At 71.3% G+C, this 17,863-nt stretch carries 14 protein-coding genes; 6 read left to right on the plus strand and 8 right to left on the minus strand.

The annotated features are described in order from the left end of the window. Window positions 1–142 precede the first annotated feature (142 nt). Window positions 143–1,660 (plus strand): ankyrin repeat domain-containing protein, encoded by a 1,518-nt coding sequence (locus TBR22_RS00540; RefSeq protein WP_239490995.1) that lies wholly within the window; start codon window positions 143–145, stop codon window positions 1,658–1,660. Between the two features lie 154 nt (window positions 1,661–1,814). On the opposite strand, the gene TBR22_RS00545 is transcribed toward TBR22_RS00540, so the two are convergent. Both TBR22_RS00545 and TBR22_RS00550 read right to left on the minus strand, forming a co-directional pair. Then, the gene (locus TBR22_RS00545; RefSeq protein ID WP_239490996.1) at window positions 1,815–2,507 is read right to left on the minus strand and encodes a YqgE/AlgH family protein; all 693 of its coding nucleotides are present in this window, start codon (window positions 2,505–2,507) and stop codon (window positions 1,815–1,817) included. A gap of 198 nt (window positions 2,508–2,705) precedes the next feature. After that, the gene (locus TBR22_RS00550; RefSeq protein ID WP_239490997.1) at window positions 2,706–3,200 is read right to left on the minus strand and encodes a hypothetical protein; all 495 of its coding nucleotides are present in this window, start codon (window positions 3,198–3,200) and stop codon (window positions 2,706–2,708) included. 360 nt (window positions 3,201–3,560) lie between these two features. On the opposite strand from TBR22_RS00550, the gene TBR22_RS00555 reads away from it, so the two are divergent. Together TBR22_RS00555 and TBR22_RS00560 are read left to right on the plus strand one after the other, a co-directional pair. Continuing rightward, window positions 3,561–5,987 (plus strand): penicillin acylase family protein, encoded by a 2,427-nt coding sequence (locus TBR22_RS00555; protein WP_239490998.1) that lies wholly within the window; start codon window positions 3,561–3,563, stop codon window positions 5,985–5,987. A gap of 260 nt (window positions 5,988–6,247) precedes the next feature. Then, window positions 6,248–6,448, plus strand: coding sequence for a hypothetical protein (locus TBR22_RS00560; protein WP_239490999.1), 201 nt, complete (start codon window positions 6,248–6,250; stop codon window positions 6,446–6,448). A gap of 27 nt (window positions 6,449–6,475) precedes the next feature. On the opposite strand, the gene TBR22_RS00565 is transcribed toward TBR22_RS00560, so the two are convergent. Together TBR22_RS00565 and TBR22_RS00570 are read right to left on the minus strand one after the other, a co-directional pair. Next, window positions 6,476–8,725 carry a transferrin receptor-like dimerization domain-containing protein gene (locus TBR22_RS00565; protein WP_239491000.1) on the minus strand — a complete coding sequence of 750 codons (2,250 nt, stop codon included), beginning with the start codon at window positions 8,723–8,725 and terminating at the stop codon, window positions 6,476–6,478. A 91-nt stretch (window positions 8,726–8,816) separates the two neighbouring features. Continuing rightward, window positions 8,817–10,532: a winged helix-turn-helix domain-containing protein gene (locus TBR22_RS00570; protein WP_239491001.1), complete on the minus strand. Its 1,716-nt coding sequence runs from the start codon at window positions 10,530–10,532 to the stop codon at window positions 8,817–8,819. A 113-nt stretch (window positions 10,533–10,645) separates the two neighbouring features. Here TBR22_RS00570 and TBR22_RS00575 point away from each other — a divergent pair, with 113 nt between their 5' ends. The 3 genes from TBR22_RS00575 to TBR22_RS00585 all read left to right on the plus strand — a co-directional run bounded on the left by TBR22_RS00575 (window position 10,646) and on the right by TBR22_RS00585 (window position 13,089). Further along, window positions 10,646–11,245 (plus strand): VOC family protein, encoded by a 600-nt coding sequence (locus TBR22_RS00575; protein WP_239491002.1) that lies wholly within the window; start codon window positions 10,646–10,648, stop codon window positions 11,243–11,245. Between the two features lie 113 nt (window positions 11,246–11,358). Beyond that, window positions 11,359–11,988 (plus strand): PEP-CTERM sorting domain-containing protein, encoded by a 630-nt coding sequence (locus TBR22_RS00580; protein ID WP_239491003.1) that lies wholly within the window; start codon window positions 11,359–11,361, stop codon window positions 11,986–11,988. Between the two features lie 51 nt (window positions 11,989–12,039). After that, on the plus strand, window positions 12,040–13,089 hold the full coding sequence (locus tag TBR22_RS00585; RefSeq protein ID WP_239491004.1) for an esterase family protein: 1,050 nt from the start codon (window positions 12,040–12,042) through the stop codon (window positions 13,087–13,089). Here the strand turns inward: TBR22_RS00585 and TBR22_RS00590 are convergent, their stop codons facing one another. From TBR22_RS00590 to TBR22_RS00605, 4 genes are read right to left on the minus strand one after another with little or no spacing between them, the layout of a single operon-like run. Continuing rightward, window positions 13,090–14,409 carry a PAS domain-containing sensor histidine kinase gene (locus TBR22_RS00590; protein WP_239491005.1) on the minus strand — a complete coding sequence of 440 codons (1,320 nt, stop codon included), beginning with the start codon at window positions 14,407–14,409 and terminating at the stop codon, window positions 13,090–13,092. It abuts the gene before it with no gap. A 3-nt stretch (window positions 14,410–14,412) separates the two neighbouring features. Continuing rightward, window positions 14,413–15,789, minus strand: a complete 1,377-nt coding sequence (locus TBR22_RS00595; protein WP_239491006.1) for a sigma-54 dependent transcriptional regulator — start codon at window positions 15,787–15,789, stop codon at window positions 14,413–14,415. 9 nt (window positions 15,790–15,798) lie between these two features. After that, the gene (locus TBR22_RS00600) at window positions 15,799–16,527 is read right to left on the minus strand and encodes an ABC transporter ATP-binding protein (RefSeq protein WP_239491007.1); all 729 of its coding nucleotides are present in this window, start codon (window positions 16,525–16,527) and stop codon (window positions 15,799–15,801) included. Window positions 16,528–16,557: 30 nt separating this feature from the next. Next, window positions 16,558–17,814 carry an efflux RND transporter periplasmic adaptor subunit gene (locus tag TBR22_RS00605; protein WP_239491008.1) on the minus strand — a complete coding sequence of 419 codons (1,257 nt, stop codon included), beginning with the start codon at window positions 17,812–17,814 and terminating at the stop codon, window positions 16,558–16,560. Between the last annotated feature and the right edge of the window lie 49 nt (window positions 17,815–17,863).

The following is a 17,863-nucleotide window of genomic DNA, read 5'->3' on the forward strand; positions in this document are numbered from 1 at the left end:
GTTTACCGTGGCGACTGGCGCGTGCAGGGCGCCACCCGTCCGCGGGAAGGGCCGCGCCCACCTGTCAGTACGTCGAAGGTCCACAACGCCGACTTTCTTCAGCCCAAGTGCGGACGCGGGCGCCAGGTGAAGGAGGTCGTCCGTGTCCACGCCCGTCCCCCCGTCCGTTTCTTTCAACCTCGAGCAGCAGCGCAAGCGCGCAAAGGATCTGCTGCGCGCGGCGCGCGCCGGTGATTCTGAGGCCCTCGCACGCCTGAGTGCCGGCAGGCGCCAGGCGGCAGGCGAGTCGCCGCGCCTCGCGTTGGCCGATGCCCAGTACGTGGTCGCCCGAGAGGCGGGATACCCGTCGTGGCCGAAGCTGGTCGCCGCCGCGCACGCGGGAGATGTCGCCGCGTTCAAGGACGCCGTGCGCGCCGCCGATGTGCCCCGCGCACGCCACCTGCTCGCCTCGCGCCACGTGCGTGCGGTCGTCAACGAACCGTTGTTCGATTTCGGCCAGCGCGCTGCGCACGTCGCGGCGGGCCACGAGGGGATGCTCGGGGCGCTGATCGACGCCGGCGCCGACCTGAACCTGCGGAGCGCGTGGCAGAACGGGCCCTACACCGTGCTCGACAACGCCACCGAGTCGACCGCGTCGTACCTGCTCGCACGGGGAGCGACGCTGACCCCGCACGTCGCGGCGCGACTGGGCTGGCTCGATCGGCTGCGGGCACTGCTCGACGCCGACGCGACGCTCGTCCACGCGCGTGGCGGCGACGGCCAGCAGCCGCTGCACCAGGCGCGCACGATCGCGATCGCCGACCTGCTCCTCGAACGTGGCGCCGACATCGACGCGCGCTGCATCGACCACAAGTCGACACCTGCGCAGTACGCGCTCGGCGATCGACCCGAGGTGTGTCGCCACCTCCTCGCGCGCGGCGCGACGCCCGACATCTTCATGGCGGCGCGGCTCGGCGACGTCGAACTCGCGACGCGCCTGATCGCCGCCGAGCCATCGTGCCTCGAGGCTCGGATCAACGAGCCCGGTTACGCGCTGGTGCCGCCGTTCAACAGCTACTGCTGGTCGCTGGGCTTCGGGCTGTCGCCGCACGATGTCGCGCGCAGGTTCGGTCAGACCGCCGTCGCCGTGCTGCTCGACGCATCGAGTCCCCGCCGGGTGCGGCTGCTCAGCGCGCTGCTCGCAGTCGACGAGGCGGCGGTCGACGCCATCCTGGCCAGCGATCCCGGGCTCCTTTCCGGCTTGTCCAGGGAGGATCATGGTCGCCTGGCACACGCCATCTTCCACGAGCACTTCGCGGCGGCGTCGCTGATGCTGCGCGTCGGGTTCGATCCGATGGCGCCCGGCATCGATGGCGGCTCCGCGCTGCATGCGGCGTGCTGGGTGGGCAACGTGGCGATGGTCGAGCGCCTGCTTGGGCGCGGCGGCGTGCCGCTCGACCTGCGTGATCCCGTGCACCAGAGCCCGCCCCTCGGCTGGGCGGCGTTCGGCTCGGTGCACCGACGGGCTCGCGGCGCGGACTACCCCGGCGTGATCGATCGTCTCGTGGCGGCCGGCGCCGACATCCACGCCGTCGGCAACGTCAGGGGCATGTCCCTGCTGGAGATGGCCGCGGGCGACCCGGCCACGCAGGAAGCACTGCGGCGCCACGGCGCAAGGTAGGCCCGACATCGACGTCTCGCAACGCTCGCCAGCATGTCGTCGAGCATGCGTGTGACGCGACCGGGGGTGGCGGGCTGCTGTCGATCGATCAGTCGGGCGACGAGCGCGTGCTGGGCGAGCACGCGCTCCACCCGCATGCATCCCGGCCAGGCCATTACCGCAAGCCGTCGACGACGTCTGCGCCCGATGGTTCGCCGCCGGTACCCCGGTCCGCCAGCACCGACTCCGCGCGCGCGAGCATGCGCCGCCACAGCGTCTCCGGCTCGCCATCGAACACGGCTGCGGCGTCGCCCGGCACGACGCGCCAGGCGTCCTCGCGCACCTCCGCGGCCAGTTGACCCGCGCTCCAGCCGGCATAACCGGTGTACACGCGCAGCGTGCGATCGTCGTCGCCCGAGGCGAGGCGCTGCCGCAGCATGTCGCCGTCGTTCACCAGGTGCACGCCGCGGGTCACCATGCGGCACCCCGGGCACGCCGTCCGTGACAACGCGAGCACCGTTTCGTGCGCCACCGGACCGCCGACGAACGGTCGCATGGCCAGCGGGGCCACTGGCGCGAGGTCGGGTAGGGCGCGCGCCAACGGCAGCTCCGACTGGCGGGTGAGCACGAGCCCCGCCGCGCCGTCGGTGCGGTACTCGATGAGCAGCAGCACGGTCTCGGTGAAGTTCGGATCGGCGAGGCGGCGGCTTGCGACGAGCATCTTGCCCGCAGCCAACTGGCGTACCGTCACCTCGCGCCCGGGCTGACGCGCCGTGACCGCCTGCTCGATCGGTACGGCCAGCGCGGCAGCCAGCACGAGGCACCCACCGGCCGCGAGCAGCCCGAAACGACTCGTACGAAGCCGCAAGACGCGCGGGCGGCCAAGCATCCGCGCACCAGCATCGCAGGATTCGTTCGCGTCGGCCAGACCGTGTCGATTCTGGAGCGCATCGTCACGCGCGGCATCTCGAATGCTGCATCGAGGTGGCGGGCTTTTTCGGCCACCTGCTCGAGCGGCCTGAAGCCCGGCACGGGGGCCGGGCTTCGGATGGCGGACTGGACGCGACTACGCCGTGCGTCGGCGGAGCACGCCGAGGCCGAGCGTGCCGAAGGCCATGAGGGTGAGCGCGACTGGCTCGGGCACGGGCGGTGGGGGCGGCGGCGAGGTCACGAGTTCGGCCGTGAACGTCCCGTTCTGACCACACGGACTGAAGGGACTACAGAAGCCGAGGCCCTGCTCGCCCCAGGTCCCGTCGGCCCAACTGACCCGAACCAAGGCCCGGGTCAACACAATCCCGCTTATGAAACGGGTGGTCGAGTTCTCCCCGATCGCCTGAGATCCCCCGCCGCCGGCGCCGAAGATCAGGGTGTTGTCCCACAGGATCCCGGCGTTCCCCGTGAACGACCATTTCGTCAGCTTGGTGCCGTCACTCGTGAACGTTCCCGTCAGCCCACCGGTGAAGACGTAATCGCCAGCCGTCGTGATCGGTGCCGCCTGTGCCTGTCCCGTTGCCAAGGTCACTGCCACCGCGATGGTGGCGGCCAGTAATGTCTTTCGCATGCAATCTCCCTGCGCGCCGCCCGCGTGTGGTCGCCACCGCGTGTCACGGCGACACAGGGGGCGATCGGGTTCTGGCGTGCAGGACCCAATCAGCAAGACCGGTGCCGACAGGGGATCGTCAGCATCGTTGGATGCGGCTCCGCATCGACTGCTCCCGCAGGACGCAAGTCTCTCTTTGCTGAAATATAAGTCGCGGTGAAGCGCAACTGCTGCCGCGGCGTCCGCGACAGGCGCGTGGGGCCTTCGAGCCGCTCGCTTCACGTCTGTCGACTGTGCCGGCAAGGCATTCCGTCGTCGCGCGTCGTGGCCAGCGTGCCCACCCCGGAGCGTGCATCGTCGGCGCGGCGCATAGAATCGCGCATGCCTCGCACGCTTCCCGTGCTGATCACCGGCGCCCTCCTGCTCGGCGCCTCGCCGCAGGGGCTCGTCGGCCAGTCGTCGAGAGACTCGACGGTCCTCCCCGGACTCGAGCGTCCCGTCGAGGTGCGTATCGACACCTGGGGCGTTCCGCACATCTACGCCGAGCGGCTCTACGACGCGTTCGCCGCGCAGGGGTTCGTGGCGGCGCGCGACCGACTCTGGCAGATGGATCTCTGGCGCAAGCGTGGGCTCGGCGAGATGGCGAAGGACTTCGGCCCTGCCTACGTCGAGAGCGACCGCATGGCGCGGGCGGTGCTGTGGCGCGGATCCCTGCAGCGCGAGTGGCTGGCGTATGCATCGGACGCCAAGCGCATTGCCGAGGCCTTCGTGGCCGGCGTGAATGCCTACGTCGCGCTGACCGAGCGTGAGCCGCAACGCCTCCCGGAGGAGTTCCGGCTGCTCGGCTACCGGCCGTCGCGCTGGCAGGCCGCCGATCTCGTCCGCATCCGTCATCACGGGCTGACGCTCAACCTGACGAGCGAGATCGACCGTGCCGAGGCCTACTGCAAGGATGGCTCGGATGCCGCGCGCGTGGACTGGCTGCGGCGTGCCCTCGTGCCCGACGTGACGCCGACGCTCGTGCCCGGCTTCGACCCGTGTGTCCTGCCGTTCGCGCGACTGCGCACGGCATACGAGGACGCCACCGCTCGCCCACGCTTCCCGGCCATCCCGCCGGCTGCCGCCCCGATGTCTCCGCCGGGCCTGATTCCCCTGGATCCGTCGTCCGGAGTCCCGGCGCCCGACGCATCGCTCGTGCAGGGCTCCAACAACTGGGTGGTGGCGCCGTCGCGCACGGCGACGGGACGTCCCGTGCTGGCCAGCGATCCCCATCGGGCGCATGGCGCGCCGAGCCTGCGCTACATCAGCCATCTCGTCGCTCCTGGGCTCGACGTCATCGGCGCCGGCGAGCCGTTCCTGCCCGGCATCTCGGTCGGCCACACCGACGTCATCGCGTTCGGGCTGACGCGGTTCTACATGGACCAGGAGGACCTCTACCTCTACGAGACCAACCCGTCGGCGCCGACCGAGTACCGCTACAAGGACCGCTGGGAGCCGATGGAGACGATCACCGAGCGAATCGAGGTGCGCGGCGAGGCGCCTCGCGACGTGACGATCGCCTTCACGCGGCATGGCCCGGTGCTGGCGGCCGATCCGGACGGGCACCGTGCCTTCGCGCTGCGCGCCGCGTGGCTCGAGGAAGGGATGGCGCCGTACTTCGGATCCATCGAGTACATGCGGGCCCGCAACTGGGACCAGTTCACCGCCGCGATGAATCGGTGGGGCGCGCCCGGGGAGAACCAGGTATATGCCGACACCAGCGGCACCATCGGGTGGATTGCCGCCGGACTCACGCCGATCCGGGCCACCTGGGACGGCCTGACGCCGGTGCCCGGCGACGGCCGCTACGAGTGGGCCGGTTTCCGCGACATGGACGAACTGCCGCGCGCCTCCAACCCGGCGTCGGGCTACCTGGTGACGGCCAACGAGAACAACATCCCGGCCGATCACCCGGCCGCCGGCAAGGGCATCGGCTACGAGTGGAGCGACGACTCCCGGGCTCGACGCCTGAAGCAACTGCTCGCGTCGTCGGCGCGGCACCGGCTCGAGGACTCACGCGCCTTCCAGCTCGACACGCGCTCGCTGCCGGCGCAGCGGGTGGTGACGCTGCTACGGGACGTGCGGGACGCACGTCCAGAAGTGACTCGCGCGCTCGGCCTGCTGCGCGCCTGGGATGGCCACGTGCGCGCCGACAGTGCCGCGGCCGCGGTGTTCGAAGTGTGGTTCACGAACCATCTGCGGCCAGCAGTGACGCGGGCGGTCCTGCCGCCGTCCGCGGCGGCGCGCCTGGGAGCGGCCGATGCCAGCCGCATCCTGCAGGTGCTCGAGGGGCATGGCGGGTGGTTGCCGGTCGCACGTCGCGATCGCCTCATCGTCGACTCGCTGGCCCAGGCCCTCGCGGAGCTGGAGCGCCGGCTCGGTGCCGACATGGCGACCTGGCAATGGGGCCGGTTGCACCAGGCCGTGTTCGATCACCCGCTGGCCGAACGCGCGGACGCGGCGACGCGGTCCCGCCTCACGGTCGGCGCGGGGCCGCTCGACGGGTCGAGCGTCACGCCCATGGCCGCCGCGTACGGGACCACCGACTACCGCCTCACGTCGGGGGCATCCTTCCGCATGGTGGCCGATGTCGGCCAGTGGGATGCGTCGATGGCCATCAATACCCCTGGCCAGTCCGGCGACCCGGCCAGCAGCCACTATCGCGATCTCGCGCCGCTCTGGGTGAAGGGCGGCTACTTCCCGCTGGTGTACTCGCGGCAGGCCGTCGAGCGCGAGACGCGCTTGCGCATCGTGCTGTCGCCGCGGTGAGGTCGGGCCGTACGGTCATCGCGGAAATGTCCGCAATCGACCCTGGCCCACCACCAGTTGATGCCGTGTTTGCTTCGTCGTCATCATGTTGTGGTCTGGCACGGCGCATGCTTACGTGCAAGCAGCGACAGCGGCCGGCGCCCCGCCGATGACAGGAATGTCAGGGGAGCGGCCGAGATGTCACCAGCGAGGCGGCCGGGTCGAAGCTCGGGTGTCGACCGGCCAACCGGCGGTGACGGGACGCTGACGGGAGACCGCACATGCATCCGATTCGGCACAGCACGCGGATGACGGAGCTTCGCGCGATCATCGACGCTTACAGGAACCTGTCGATCGAGGAGGCCGAGGCCTCCGACGCCGGCGACCGTGAAGCGGAGGCGGTGGCCGAACTCTGGCGACTGGAGCAGGCCGCGCACGACGACTCGCCGTCCCCGGTCCGGCGCCACCACCACGCCGCCTGAGCGCCGCTGGTCGTCGCGCGGCCGGCGTCAGGGCGCCAGCACCGACGCGGCCCGCTCGATCTCGCCGGCGTACCGCTCGAGCGTCTGCGCGACGAGCGGCACCTGCGCGCGCGCCTCGTCCCACGCGCGCTGCTCGAGCGCCTCGCGCACCGCCGGCAGCGTCTTCACGCCGTAGCCGGTGTACAGCCCCGGCGCGTACACCTGGTGCCGGAACCACGGCCGGCGCGGCAGGCCGTCGGCGCGGGTGAGCGTCCGCTCTGCCTTGAAGACGATGGCGTTGGCGGTCGCCAGGGTGCTCGCCGGCACCTCGCCGGTCGCCTTCGCCGCGATGTCGAACCGGCGCGCCGCCACCCGCAACCGCTCCACCGCCTGGCGCAGCGGCTCGAGGTCGACCTCGGGCACCTCGTCCTTCTTCTTCGGCACGATCCACGTCTCGGTCGGATTGGCGGCCAGCGTGAACGCACCTTCGTCGACGCGGCGGTTGTGCTCGGTGGTCTCGGCCTTCATCGCCTTGACCAGGTCGCCCACCTCGTCGACGTAGCGGCTGATGCGCTCGGCGGCGCGCGTGAAGTCGAACGGCAGCAGGTCGGCCTCCGACAGGCGCAGCACGGCGCGTCCGCCGACCTTTGCCAGTGCGGCGGCATACGAGAGATCGGGGTCCTGGAAGCGCAGGTAGTGGTCCACCGAGTCGTACACCGAGTGGTACTGCCCGTACTCGCCCTCGCCGCCGAAGCCAATGTCCAGCGAGGCGATGCCGAGGTGCTGCAGGAACGGCGTGTAGTCGGATCCCGAGCCCAGGGCGTCGATCTCGAAGCGCTGCTCCTCGCGCGCCAGGCGGCGTTCGGCCGCCGATCCCTGCAGGATCGTGCGCGCCAGCAGGCGGTCGGCCACCGATCCCTTCACCTTCGGATCCGGCACGTCGCGGGCAATCTCGTTCACGAAGCGCTCGAGGCTGTGCGTCCCGCCCGCATCGAAGAAGCCGCGCGCGTTGCTGTCGGAGTTCACGTAGGCGACGACCTTCGCGCTCAGCGTGTCGGCCAGGTCCTCGACCCACTCGGTGGAGCCGAGCAGCCCGGGCTCCTCGGCATCCCATGCCGCGAACACGAGGGTGCGACGCGGCTTCCACCCCGTGCGGGCCAGCGCGCCGACGATGCGCGCCTCCTCGAGGACGGCAACCATGCCGCTCACCGGATCGCTGGCGCCGGCCACCCAGCCGTCGTGGTGGTTGCCGCGCACCACCCACTGATCGGGGAACTCGCCGCCCGGCAGCGTCGCAATCACGTTGTAGGCCGGCGCGAGCTTCCAGTCGAAGGCCAGCTGCAGGTGGACGCGCGCCGGACCGGGTCCGAGGTGGTAGGGGATGGGCAGGCCGCCGCGCCAGGCCGCGGGCGCCATGGGGCCGCCGAGCGCCTCGAGCAGCGGCCGCGCGTCGGCGTACGAGATGGGCAGGACGGGAATCTTCGTAAGCGACTGCGCCTTGGTGAACTCCGGGCGCGGCGCGTCGCTGGTGGCGGCGACGCCGGGGGTGAGCGGATCGCCCGGGTACACCGGCATGTCGGAGACCGAGCCGCGCTGCGCGGAGTGCTCGTTGCGGTAGCCGCCCTTGGGGTACACATCGCCCTGCCCGTACCCGTCGTCGCGGGGATCGGAGTAGATCAGGCAGCCGATGGCGCCGTGCTCGGCGGCGACCTTCGGCTTGATGCCGCGCCAGGAGCCGCCGTAGCGCGCCAGGACGATCTTGCCCTTGACGTCGATGCCGCGACGCTCGAGCGCCTCGTAGTCGGCCGGCACGCCGTAGTTCACGTACACGAGCTCGCCGGTGACGTCGCCGTCGATCGAGTACATGTTGAAGGTCGGCAGCGCCTCGGCCTGCAGCTTCGACAGCGCGTCATCGGCCAGCGGCGGTTCGGCAAGGCGCGCGGTGAACGACGTCGGTGCGACGAGCTCGAGCCGCCGCGTCTTCGGTGTCGGGAACAGGACGTCGTACCGCTTGATCTCGACCTGGTAGCCCCACTCGCGCAGCAGCCGCGCCATGAACTCGGCGTTGGCCTTGCCGTGCGGAGAACCGGCGTGGTGCGGGCGCCCCGCGAGCTGCTTCAACCACGCCGTGAGGTTGGCCGTGGAGACCTCGGCGTCGAAGCGCCGCTCGAGATCGCGCTGCGCCTGCAGGCGCGCCGGCGAGAACCCGTGGATGGGCGACGCGGGCCGGTCCTGGGCATGACCCACGAGCGAAGACAGGGAGAGCAGGGCGGCGAGCAGGGGAAGCGCAGGTCGCATGCGCGTCATTCAAGCACGACCCGGCTGACAGGACCATCGGGGGCCGATGCCGCACACGCTCGCGGAGTCTGCCGGGAGTGACGTTCGATGGTCACGCGCGCAGCCGCGTGGTCCCCCCCGCGCGCGCGAACTCCACGGCCGCGCGTTCGGACCGCGCACGGGCCCTGGCGACCACTGGAGCGAACCGGGCGTCGGCGTGCAGTACCGAGAGCCAGGGGTCGCGCGCAAACGTCTCGTGGCACAGGAACCCGCCATCGACCACCTGCGTCAGCTCCTCCATCGCGAGGTCGTGCTCGCCGAGCGCGGCGTACGTGCGCGCCACGTAGTAGCGTGCCTCGGCGTCGACCGGCACGCGCAGTCGCTGCAGCGCCTCGAGGCTCTCGTCGCGCTGCCCCTCGAGCAGCGCCCGTAACGACACCAGGTAGCACCGCACCCGCGTGTCGGTGGTCTCCCGCTCGCGCCATCGCAACGCCGCGACGGCTTCGCGATCACGCCCCAGTGAGGCCAGCGCCAGGCCAGGCATGTAGCCGATGTCGCCGAAGGTCTCGCCGAGGGCCCGTTCGGGATCGCCCTTCATCCACCAGGTGTGATGGACGCTGGTCGGCACTGTCGCATCGAGGGCGCGCGCGCAGCGGTGTGCGGCAATCGACAGATCGAGCAGGCCGCAGTAGCGGAGCACGTGGACGAGCCCGGCGAAGAGATCGGGCGCATGGGGGTGCGCCCCGAGGCGGCTGACCAATCGCAGCATCGCCTGCTCGGGACGCCCCAGGTCCACCTCGAGCTGCGCGTACAGGTTGTGCGCGAGCGACAGGTCCGGATCGAGCGCCAGCGCGCGAGTCAAGGCCGCTTCCGCGCGCGAGAAGGCGTCCTGGGCTTCCGTCGCCGGCGCTTCGAACTTCGCGATCACGCGATGGCATCGCCCGAGCCGCGCCCAGGCCGGCGCGTACTGCGGGTCCTCGCGAAGCGCCGCCTCGTACAACTCCTGCGCCGCCGCCCACTGGCTCGTCTCGTAGGCCAGCTGGTTCGCGCGCAGGTACAGCACGTACGCGCCCGGCGTCGCCGGGCCGCCGGAACTGCTGCCGGCCGGCTCGACGCGGCCGAAGTGGGACGAGAGCTGTCGCGCCAGCTCCCGCGACACGCGCCCCTGCAGGTCGTGGAGGGTGCCGGGGCCGACCGTGGCCTGCTCGGTGTAGAGCACGACGCCGGACGGGGCACGCAGCAGCCGCAGCATCACGCAGGTCTGGCCCGACAGCTCGCCGAGCGAGCCCTCGAGCACCACGTCGGCATCGGCCGCGATCGACGTGCCGTCCTGCGGCCTGCGGCCGTACAGGTCGAACGGGGCGCGGACCGACAGCCACGGGATCGCCGTGAGCGTCGAGGCGATCGCGTCGGGCAGGCTCCGAGAGAGGAACTCCGCCTCGAGGTTGGGCGCGAGCACCCGCAGCGGCAGGACGAGCAGACGGACCACCTGCGATGACTCGTCCTGGTCCGGGAGCACCTCCTCGATGGGCGCGGTGAACCGATAGCCCCGCTTCGAGACGGTCTCGATCACGCCGTCGGCGTCCGGCTGCAGCGCCTTGCGGATCGCCGCCACCTGCACCGACAGGTTGGCCTCCTCCACGAAGGTGTCCGGCCAGGGCGCGGCCAGCAGCGCCTGCTTCTCCAGCAGCGCCCCGCGCCGCTCCACCAACAGGTGCAGCAGGTCGAAGGCCTTCGGGCTCAGGGGCACACGGGCGCCGTCCTTGAGCAGGATGTGCTCGCCGGGACGCAGCTCGAACGGACCAAACCTGTAAGCGGCGGCGGGCATTTGGAAATCGTTTGGGGAACTTTTCGCCGTTCTTGAGGACGACGTCAAGCCGCCCTCGCTATCGTCTGGCCATTCCGGTCGCGCAGCGCACCACAGCAGCAGGAGTCGACATCATGATGGACATCCAGACACCCGGACTGCACCACCTGGCCTTGAGGGTCACGGATCTGGGTGCGAGCCGCCACTTCTACGGCACCACGCTCGGCTTTCCCGTCATCCTCGAGGGCCCGGGGCTCTTCCTGTTCCTGGCCGGGCGCACGGCCATCGGCGTGCGTGGCGCGGACGGGCAGACGCCCTCCGGCGATGCCTTCAACCCGTACCGCGTCGGCCTGGATCACCTCGCGATCGCGTGCAGCAGCGCGGCCGAGCTTCGACGGGTGACGTCGGGCCTGGCGCGGGCGGGCGTGCCGAACACCGGCGTGAAGGTCGACCCGACGCTGAATCGCGAGTACGTGGCCTTCAAGGACCCGGACGGGATCGCGTGGGAGTACTACATGGCCCCGGACGCCACGCGCGACACCGTGGTGGCCTACTACGACGCGCTCCCGCCCGATCGCCGACCCCGTGTGCAGCAGGTCATCGTCGACGGCGAGCACGCGGCCGTGCAGTACTCGCTGGACATCGACGGCCGCCGCACCGAGGGGGTCGGTGTCTTCCGCGTCGTCAACGGCGAGATCGTCGACGCGCAGCCGTTCGTCGGCGTCCCGTCATGACCTCCGCCGCGACTCCGGCGCCGGCCCCGTGGACGCGCGCCACCACGCAGGACCGTCTCGTGAACACACCTCATCAGTCCGCGGCGAACGCCGACAGACATGGAGCACCTCTGGTGAAGAACCCGCAACTCCTGATCACCCTCGCCTTCACGCTGATCGCCTCGCAGGCCAGCGCATCGGCGCTCTACACCTACACGGGCAACACATTCGGCTTCGTCAGTGTCCAGGGCCCCACGGCGCCGGCCGACCCCTACACCACGAGCGATCGCGTCTCGGTGGTCCTGGAACTGCCCGTGGCCCTGCAGGGCAACCTGGACATGGTGCCCGTCGCCCCGTCGACCTTCACCTTCACGGATGGCGTCAGCGTGGTGACGCAGGCCAACGCCACGTTCAGCCAGTTCGAGGTGTCGACCGATGGCGCGGGAAACATCGTGGCGTGGCAGATGCAGGCCGAGATCCGGGCAGTGGCCGTCGGGGGAGGCGTCATCAGGCAGATCATCACCAACAACTCCGCCGTGCAAGTGGCCGACCGTGGCTTCGACATTCTCTGCGGACCCGGTTCCAACGGTCTCGCGTGCGTCCTGGAAGACGAGCCGTACTACGACAACCGCGCCGTCATCATGGACAGCCCCGGATCCTGGAGCCGCGAGATCGTCGATTCGCCCGTGCCCGAGCCCACCTCGATGGTCCTGTTCGGCACCGGTCTCATCGGCCTGGTCGCCCGCCGGCGTCGTCTGCGGTAGCCGGTCGACATCCGATGCGTGTTACCTTCTGGCGCGCCAGGGGCCTCACGCATGACCACACCGATGTTCCCGCTCCGGGCGGCCGCGCTGACGATCTGCGCCCTGGCCGCCTGGACACACACCTCGACCGCGCAGACGCCCGCTGCACCCGCGCCGCCGGCGACGACGCCAGCCGCGCCGGCCGGCCCCGACATGAACGCCTACTACACGCTCGGGCCCGACTCGCTCGAGCGTGAGGGCGTGCCGAAGGGGACGCTGCGCGGCCCGTTCGTGCTGCCCAACAGCCCGGCGTATCCGGGCACGCAGCACACGTACTGGGTGTACGTGCCGGCCCAGTACGACCCGGCCGTGGAAGCCGACCTGATGATCTTCCAGGACGGACAGGCGTTCATCGACATGAACGGGTCGGCGCGCGTGCCCAACGTGCTCGACAACCTGATCTACCGGCGCGAACTGCCGGTGATGATCGCCGCGTTCATCAATCCCGGCCGCACGCCCGACCAGCCGGAACCGAACCCGAAGGAGTGGGGCGATCGCACGACCAACCGTCCCACCGAGTACAACGTGCTCGACGACCGCTACGCGCGGGTGATCGTCGACGAGCTGCTGCCGGCGCTGATGAAGGACTACACCATCACGAAGGACCCGGCGCGGCGTGGCATCGGCGGCGCGAGCAGTGGCGCCATCGCGGCCTTCACCGTTGCCTGGCATCGCCCCGATCAGTTCCGCAAGGTGCTCAGCATCGTCGGCAGCTTCACCAACATCCGCGGCGGCGACGCCTATCCCGACATGATCCGCGCCAGCGAGAAGAAGCCGCTGCGCATCTTCCTGAACGGCGGCCGCAACGACAACCGCGGTGTCGGCCGCGACGGCACGTACGACCCGCGTCGCGACTGGTTCCTGCAGAACGTCCGGATGTCGCAGGCGCTGACCGAGAAGGGCTACGACCTCAACTACATCTGGGGCATCAACACGCACGGCCAGCGCATGGGCGGCCCGATGATTCCCGAGATGCTGCGCTGGCTCTGGCGCGACCACCCGGTCTCGACCGATCCCAACGACACCGTGGAGCGCTCGTACCGGACGCCGAAGGCGCGCTGATCACGCCGCCTGCGCGGCGGGCATCCGCAGCCGCGCGATGCACCCCGGCGCGTCGTCGCGGTTCTCGAGGGTCACCTGCCACCCGTGCGCATCGGCGATCTGGCGACAGAGGGCCAGGCCGATACCCGTCCCTCCCGGCTTGGTGGTGAAGAACGGCACGAACACGTCGGCGCCGGCGACCACGCCCGGGCCCTCGTCCACCACGCGCAGCTCGAGGTCGCCCGACGGCTGCGTCGCCCACTCCACGCGCACGCGGCCGCCCGTCTGCTGCACGGCATCGAGCCCGTTGCGCACCAGGTTGATCAGCAGGTGCTCGAGCTGATCGGGATCGGCACGCACGGAGACCGCGGGGCCTTCGTCGACGCGCAGGCCCTCGGCGGGCTGCAACGCGGCGACGCGTGCCACCAGCGGCGCCAGCGGCACCTCGCGCAGCACCGGCGCGGGCAGGCGGGCCAGCGTCGCGTAGCCCTTGAGGAAGCGGTTGAGGGCGTCGGCACGGGCCTCGATGACGCCAAGCCCGCGCTGCACGTCCTCGCGTGAGGCCTCGTCCATGTCGGCGCGCGCCACGAAGCGCCCGAGGCTGTTGGCAATCGAGGTGATGGGCGTCAGCGAGTTGTTCAACTCGTGGCTCAGCACGCGGATCAGCCGCCGCCACGCCAGCCGCTCCTCCTCGCGCAGCGCCCGGCTCACGTCGTGGAGCACCACGAGGTGATGGGCGAGGCCGTCCTGCCGGAACGAGGAGTGGCGCACTTCCCATCGACCCGATCCGCCGGGGAAGTCGAGCGAGACCAGTCCCGGGGCCCACGTCTGCAGCAGCGCCTCGCACCCGAGGGACGTCGCCGACTGGCCCAGCAGCGCCTCGACCGGCCGCGCCAGCAGGCGGGCGGCGGCAGGGTTGGCCAATCGCAGGACGTGCGCCCCGTCGAACGCCAGCACCGCCGACTCGAGCTCGGACATCACCGTGGCCAGCAGCGCGCTGGCCTCGACGTCGGACAGCCGGCGTGCCTGCAGCCACGTGGCGAGCGCGTTGTACTCGCCGAGCAGCGCCCCCACGTCGTCGTGCGCCGCGTCGCCGCGCGCCCGCACCGAGAAGTTCCCCTCGCGCAGGCCCTGCAGCAGCGCCGCCGTCGTGCGCAGCGGCGCCGAGGTCGCGGCCCGCAGCTGCCACATCGCGTACGCGGACCAGGCCAGCACCGCGACGACGGCGATGGCCCCGACCCGGTCCACGGGCAGCCGCACGAGCCAGGCGACGATCGCGAGCACGATCGGCGGCACCGCCACAAGCGCCGCCCACAGGGTGATGCGTGCGCCGTGCGACATGGCCTAGAGCCCGTACCGCTGCATGCGCCGGTACATGGCGCTCCGGCTCAGTCCAAGTGCCTCGGCCGCCGCGTTGACGTTGCGGCCGTGCCGTTCCAGCGCCTTCCGCACCAGGTAGGCCTCGACGTCCTCGAGGCTCATGTCGTCGATCCGCGGGCCACCCTCGCGACCGGCCTTCAATGCGAGCGCCTCGGTCGTGACGCGCGGCCCGTCGGTCATCAGGACGGCGCGCTCGACGGCGTGATCGAGTTCGCGGATGTTGCCCGGCCAGTCGTGCTCGAGCATCGCCTGCACGGCCGACGGCTGGAATCCGTCGAGGGTCTTCCGATACCGCAGGGCGTACCGTTCCAGGAAGGTCATCGCCAGCACCGGGATGTCCTCGCGTCGTTCGCGCAGCGGCGGCATCCGCACCTCGACGGTGTTGAGGCGGAACAGGAGGTCGCGACGGAAACGGCCGGCCTCGACCTCGGCCTGCAGGTCGGCGTTGGTGGCCGACAGCAATCGCACGTCGACGCGACGGGTGCGCGAGGAGCCGAGCCGCTCGAACTCGCGCGTCTCGAGCACCCGCAGCAGGCGCGCCTGCACCGAGGCCGGCATGTTGGCGATTTCGTCGAGGAACAGCGTGCCGCCGTCGGCGATCTCGAAGCGGCCGAGCCGCTCGGCGCGTGCGTCGGTGAAGGCCCCGCGTTCGTGCCCGAACAGCTCGCTGTCGACGAGCGTCTCCGACAGCCCGCCGGTGTTGACCGCGACGAACGGACCCGAGGCGCGCCACGACGCCTCGTGCAGCGCGCGGGCGAACAGCGTCTTGCCGGTGCCGTTCTCGCCCGTGATCAGGACGTGGGCATCCGATGCGCCGACGCGGGCGAGCACCTGCAGCACCGGCTGCATCGCCGGCGACTCGGCCACCAGCGTGCCCACGTGCGCCGGGCGCAGGCTCGCGTTCTCGGCCTCCAGCCGCCGGGCGCGCCGCACCGCCCGCCCCAGCTCCACCTGCGACCGCAGCACCGCGAGGAGCCTCGCGTTCTCCCAGGGCTTCTGCACGAAGTCGCCGGCGCCTCGCCGCATGGCATCGACTGCGATGTCCACGGTGCCCCAGGCAGTCATGACCACGATCGGCAGCGTCTGGTCGACCTGCTTGAGCCGTGAGAGCAGGTCGAGGCCCTCGATCCCCGAGGTGGTGTCGCGCGCGTAGTTCAGGTCGACCAGCGCGACGTCGTAGTGCCCCCGTTCCACGGCGTCGAGCACCGCGGCCGGCGACCCGACGCCGTCCACGTCGTAGCCCTCCAGCTTGAGGAGCAGGCGCACGGCCTCGAGCACGTCGGCCTGATCGTCGGCCACCAGCACGCGCGCGCGGGCCCGGGACGATGCGGGTGCCGTCATGAGCCGAGTCTACCGAGCGGACTCCTGCGCGCCAACGTGGGCGTCGCGCTGGCCCTGGATCTCCTCCTGCACCACCCGTCCGTCGAACAGCTGCACGGTGCGGCTCGCGTGCGCCGCGTACCGCGGGTCGTGGGTGACCATGCAGATCGTCGCGCCGTCGCGATGCAGGTCGCGCAACAGGTCCATCACGAGCTCGCCGTTGCGGGAGTCGAGGTTGCCGGTGGGCTCGTCGGCCAGCAGGATCGACGGCTGCGTCACCACCGCCCGGGCGACGGCGACGCGCTGCTGCTGGCCGCCGGAGAGCTGTCCGGGCAGGTGGCGCGACCGGTGCCCCATGCCGACGCGCTCGAGCGCCCGCTCCACGCGTCGGCGCCGCTCGGCGCGGTCCATGCCCATGTAGGTGAGCGGCAGCTCCACGTTCTCGTACACCGGCATGTCGCCGATCAGGTTGAAGCCCTGGAAGATGAAGCCGATCTCGCGATTGCGCGTGCGGGCGCGCTCGGTCGCCGACAGGCTCTCCACCGGCCGGTCGTTCAGCCAGTACCGTCCGGCGGTCGGCGTGTCGAGCAGCCCGAGGATGGACAGCAGCGTGGACTTGCCGCAGCCCGACGGGCCCTCGATCGCGACGTACTCGCCGACGTCGATGGTGAGGTGGATGCCGTCGAGCGCGTGGGTCTGGATCTCGTCACCCTCGAAGACCTTGCGGATGCCTTCGAGGCGGATCAGGGGCTGGGTCATGTCGATCTGCTCGCTTCCCTGGAACGGACTCTACTTGATGAGCAGGCGGTCGGCCTGCTCCCACGCGGCCATGTCGGACAGGATCACGCGCTCGCCGGCGCGCAGCCCGTCGAGCACCTGCACGTGACGCACCGACGCCTTGCCGAGCCTGACCTGCCGCCGTTGCGCCGTGCCGTCCGGCGCGACGGCGAAGAGGCCAATCGTGGCGCCTTCCTGGCCCGCAGCCGGACGCGCCATGTACAGCACGTCGGCAAGCCGCTCCACCTCCACGATGCCGTCGACGGAGAGGTCCGGGCGGGCGCCGTCGGGGGTCGCGCCCGTGAAGGCGATGTCCACCAGCACGGTGCCGTTGACCGCCGCCGGGTCGACGCGCGACACGCGACCCGCCGCGATGCCGTTGCGCGTGTCGACGCGCGCCGACTGCCCGACCTGGACGTCGCGCGCCTGGGTCTCCGGCACGCGCACCTGCGCCTTCAGCAACGCCGGGTCGGCGACGCGGGCCACGTTGGTTCCCGCGGTCACCTGGCTGCCCACCTCGACGGGCACGGCCTGCAGCACGCCGGCCATGCCGGCCCGTACCATGAGCTGGCCGAGCTGGGACGTCTTGAGCGCGAGCAGCGCGCGCATGCGCTCGACGTCGGCCTGCTGTTCGGCCAACTGCGAGGGCCGCATGCTCGTGCCCACCTCGAGCCGCTTGCGCTCGGCGGCGACCTGGGCGGCGAGCGACCTGGCGCGCGACGTGCTGCGTCGATGCTGGAGTTCGGAGACCAGGCCGTCGCCGAGCAGCGCCTGGTCGGCCTCCGCGTCGGCCCGCGCCTCTTCGTACTGGGCTTCCGCCTGCGCCACCTGCGCCTGCTGCGCCAGCAGCGCCGTCGTCGCGTCGGCGTCGGCACGACGCAGGCGGGCCTCGGCGGCCTGCAACTGGAGGCGCGTGTCGAGGACCTCCTGGGCGAGCGCCGGGTTCTGCAGCTCCAGGATCACGTCGTCGGGGCGGACCTGTGCGCCGGGACGGAGCAGGATGCGCACCACGCGGCCGTCGGTCGTCGCCGGGATCCAGGCGGTGTCCACCGGCACCAGCGTGCCGGTACCGCGCACCTCGCGCAGCAGTTCGCCGCGCATCACGGTGTCGAACCACAGCGGGGCGCCGTCCACGGTCGGCGCGGCGGGCGCCAGGCGCATGGACGCCACGCCGGCGATGGCGACCAGCACCAGGAGGATCACCGGCATGCGCAGGCGACGCCACTGCCGCTGTCGCCGCTCCCGCGGGGTGAGGGATACATCGGGCACGATCCTCACACTGAGCAAACGACGGGCCAACGAAAGCCGGCGGAATTTC

Origin of the sequence: Luteitalea sp. TBR-22, assembly GCF_016865485.1 — a bacterium.
Lineage (GTDB): Bacteria > Acidobacteriota > Vicinamibacteria > Vicinamibacterales > Vicinamibacteraceae > Luteitalea.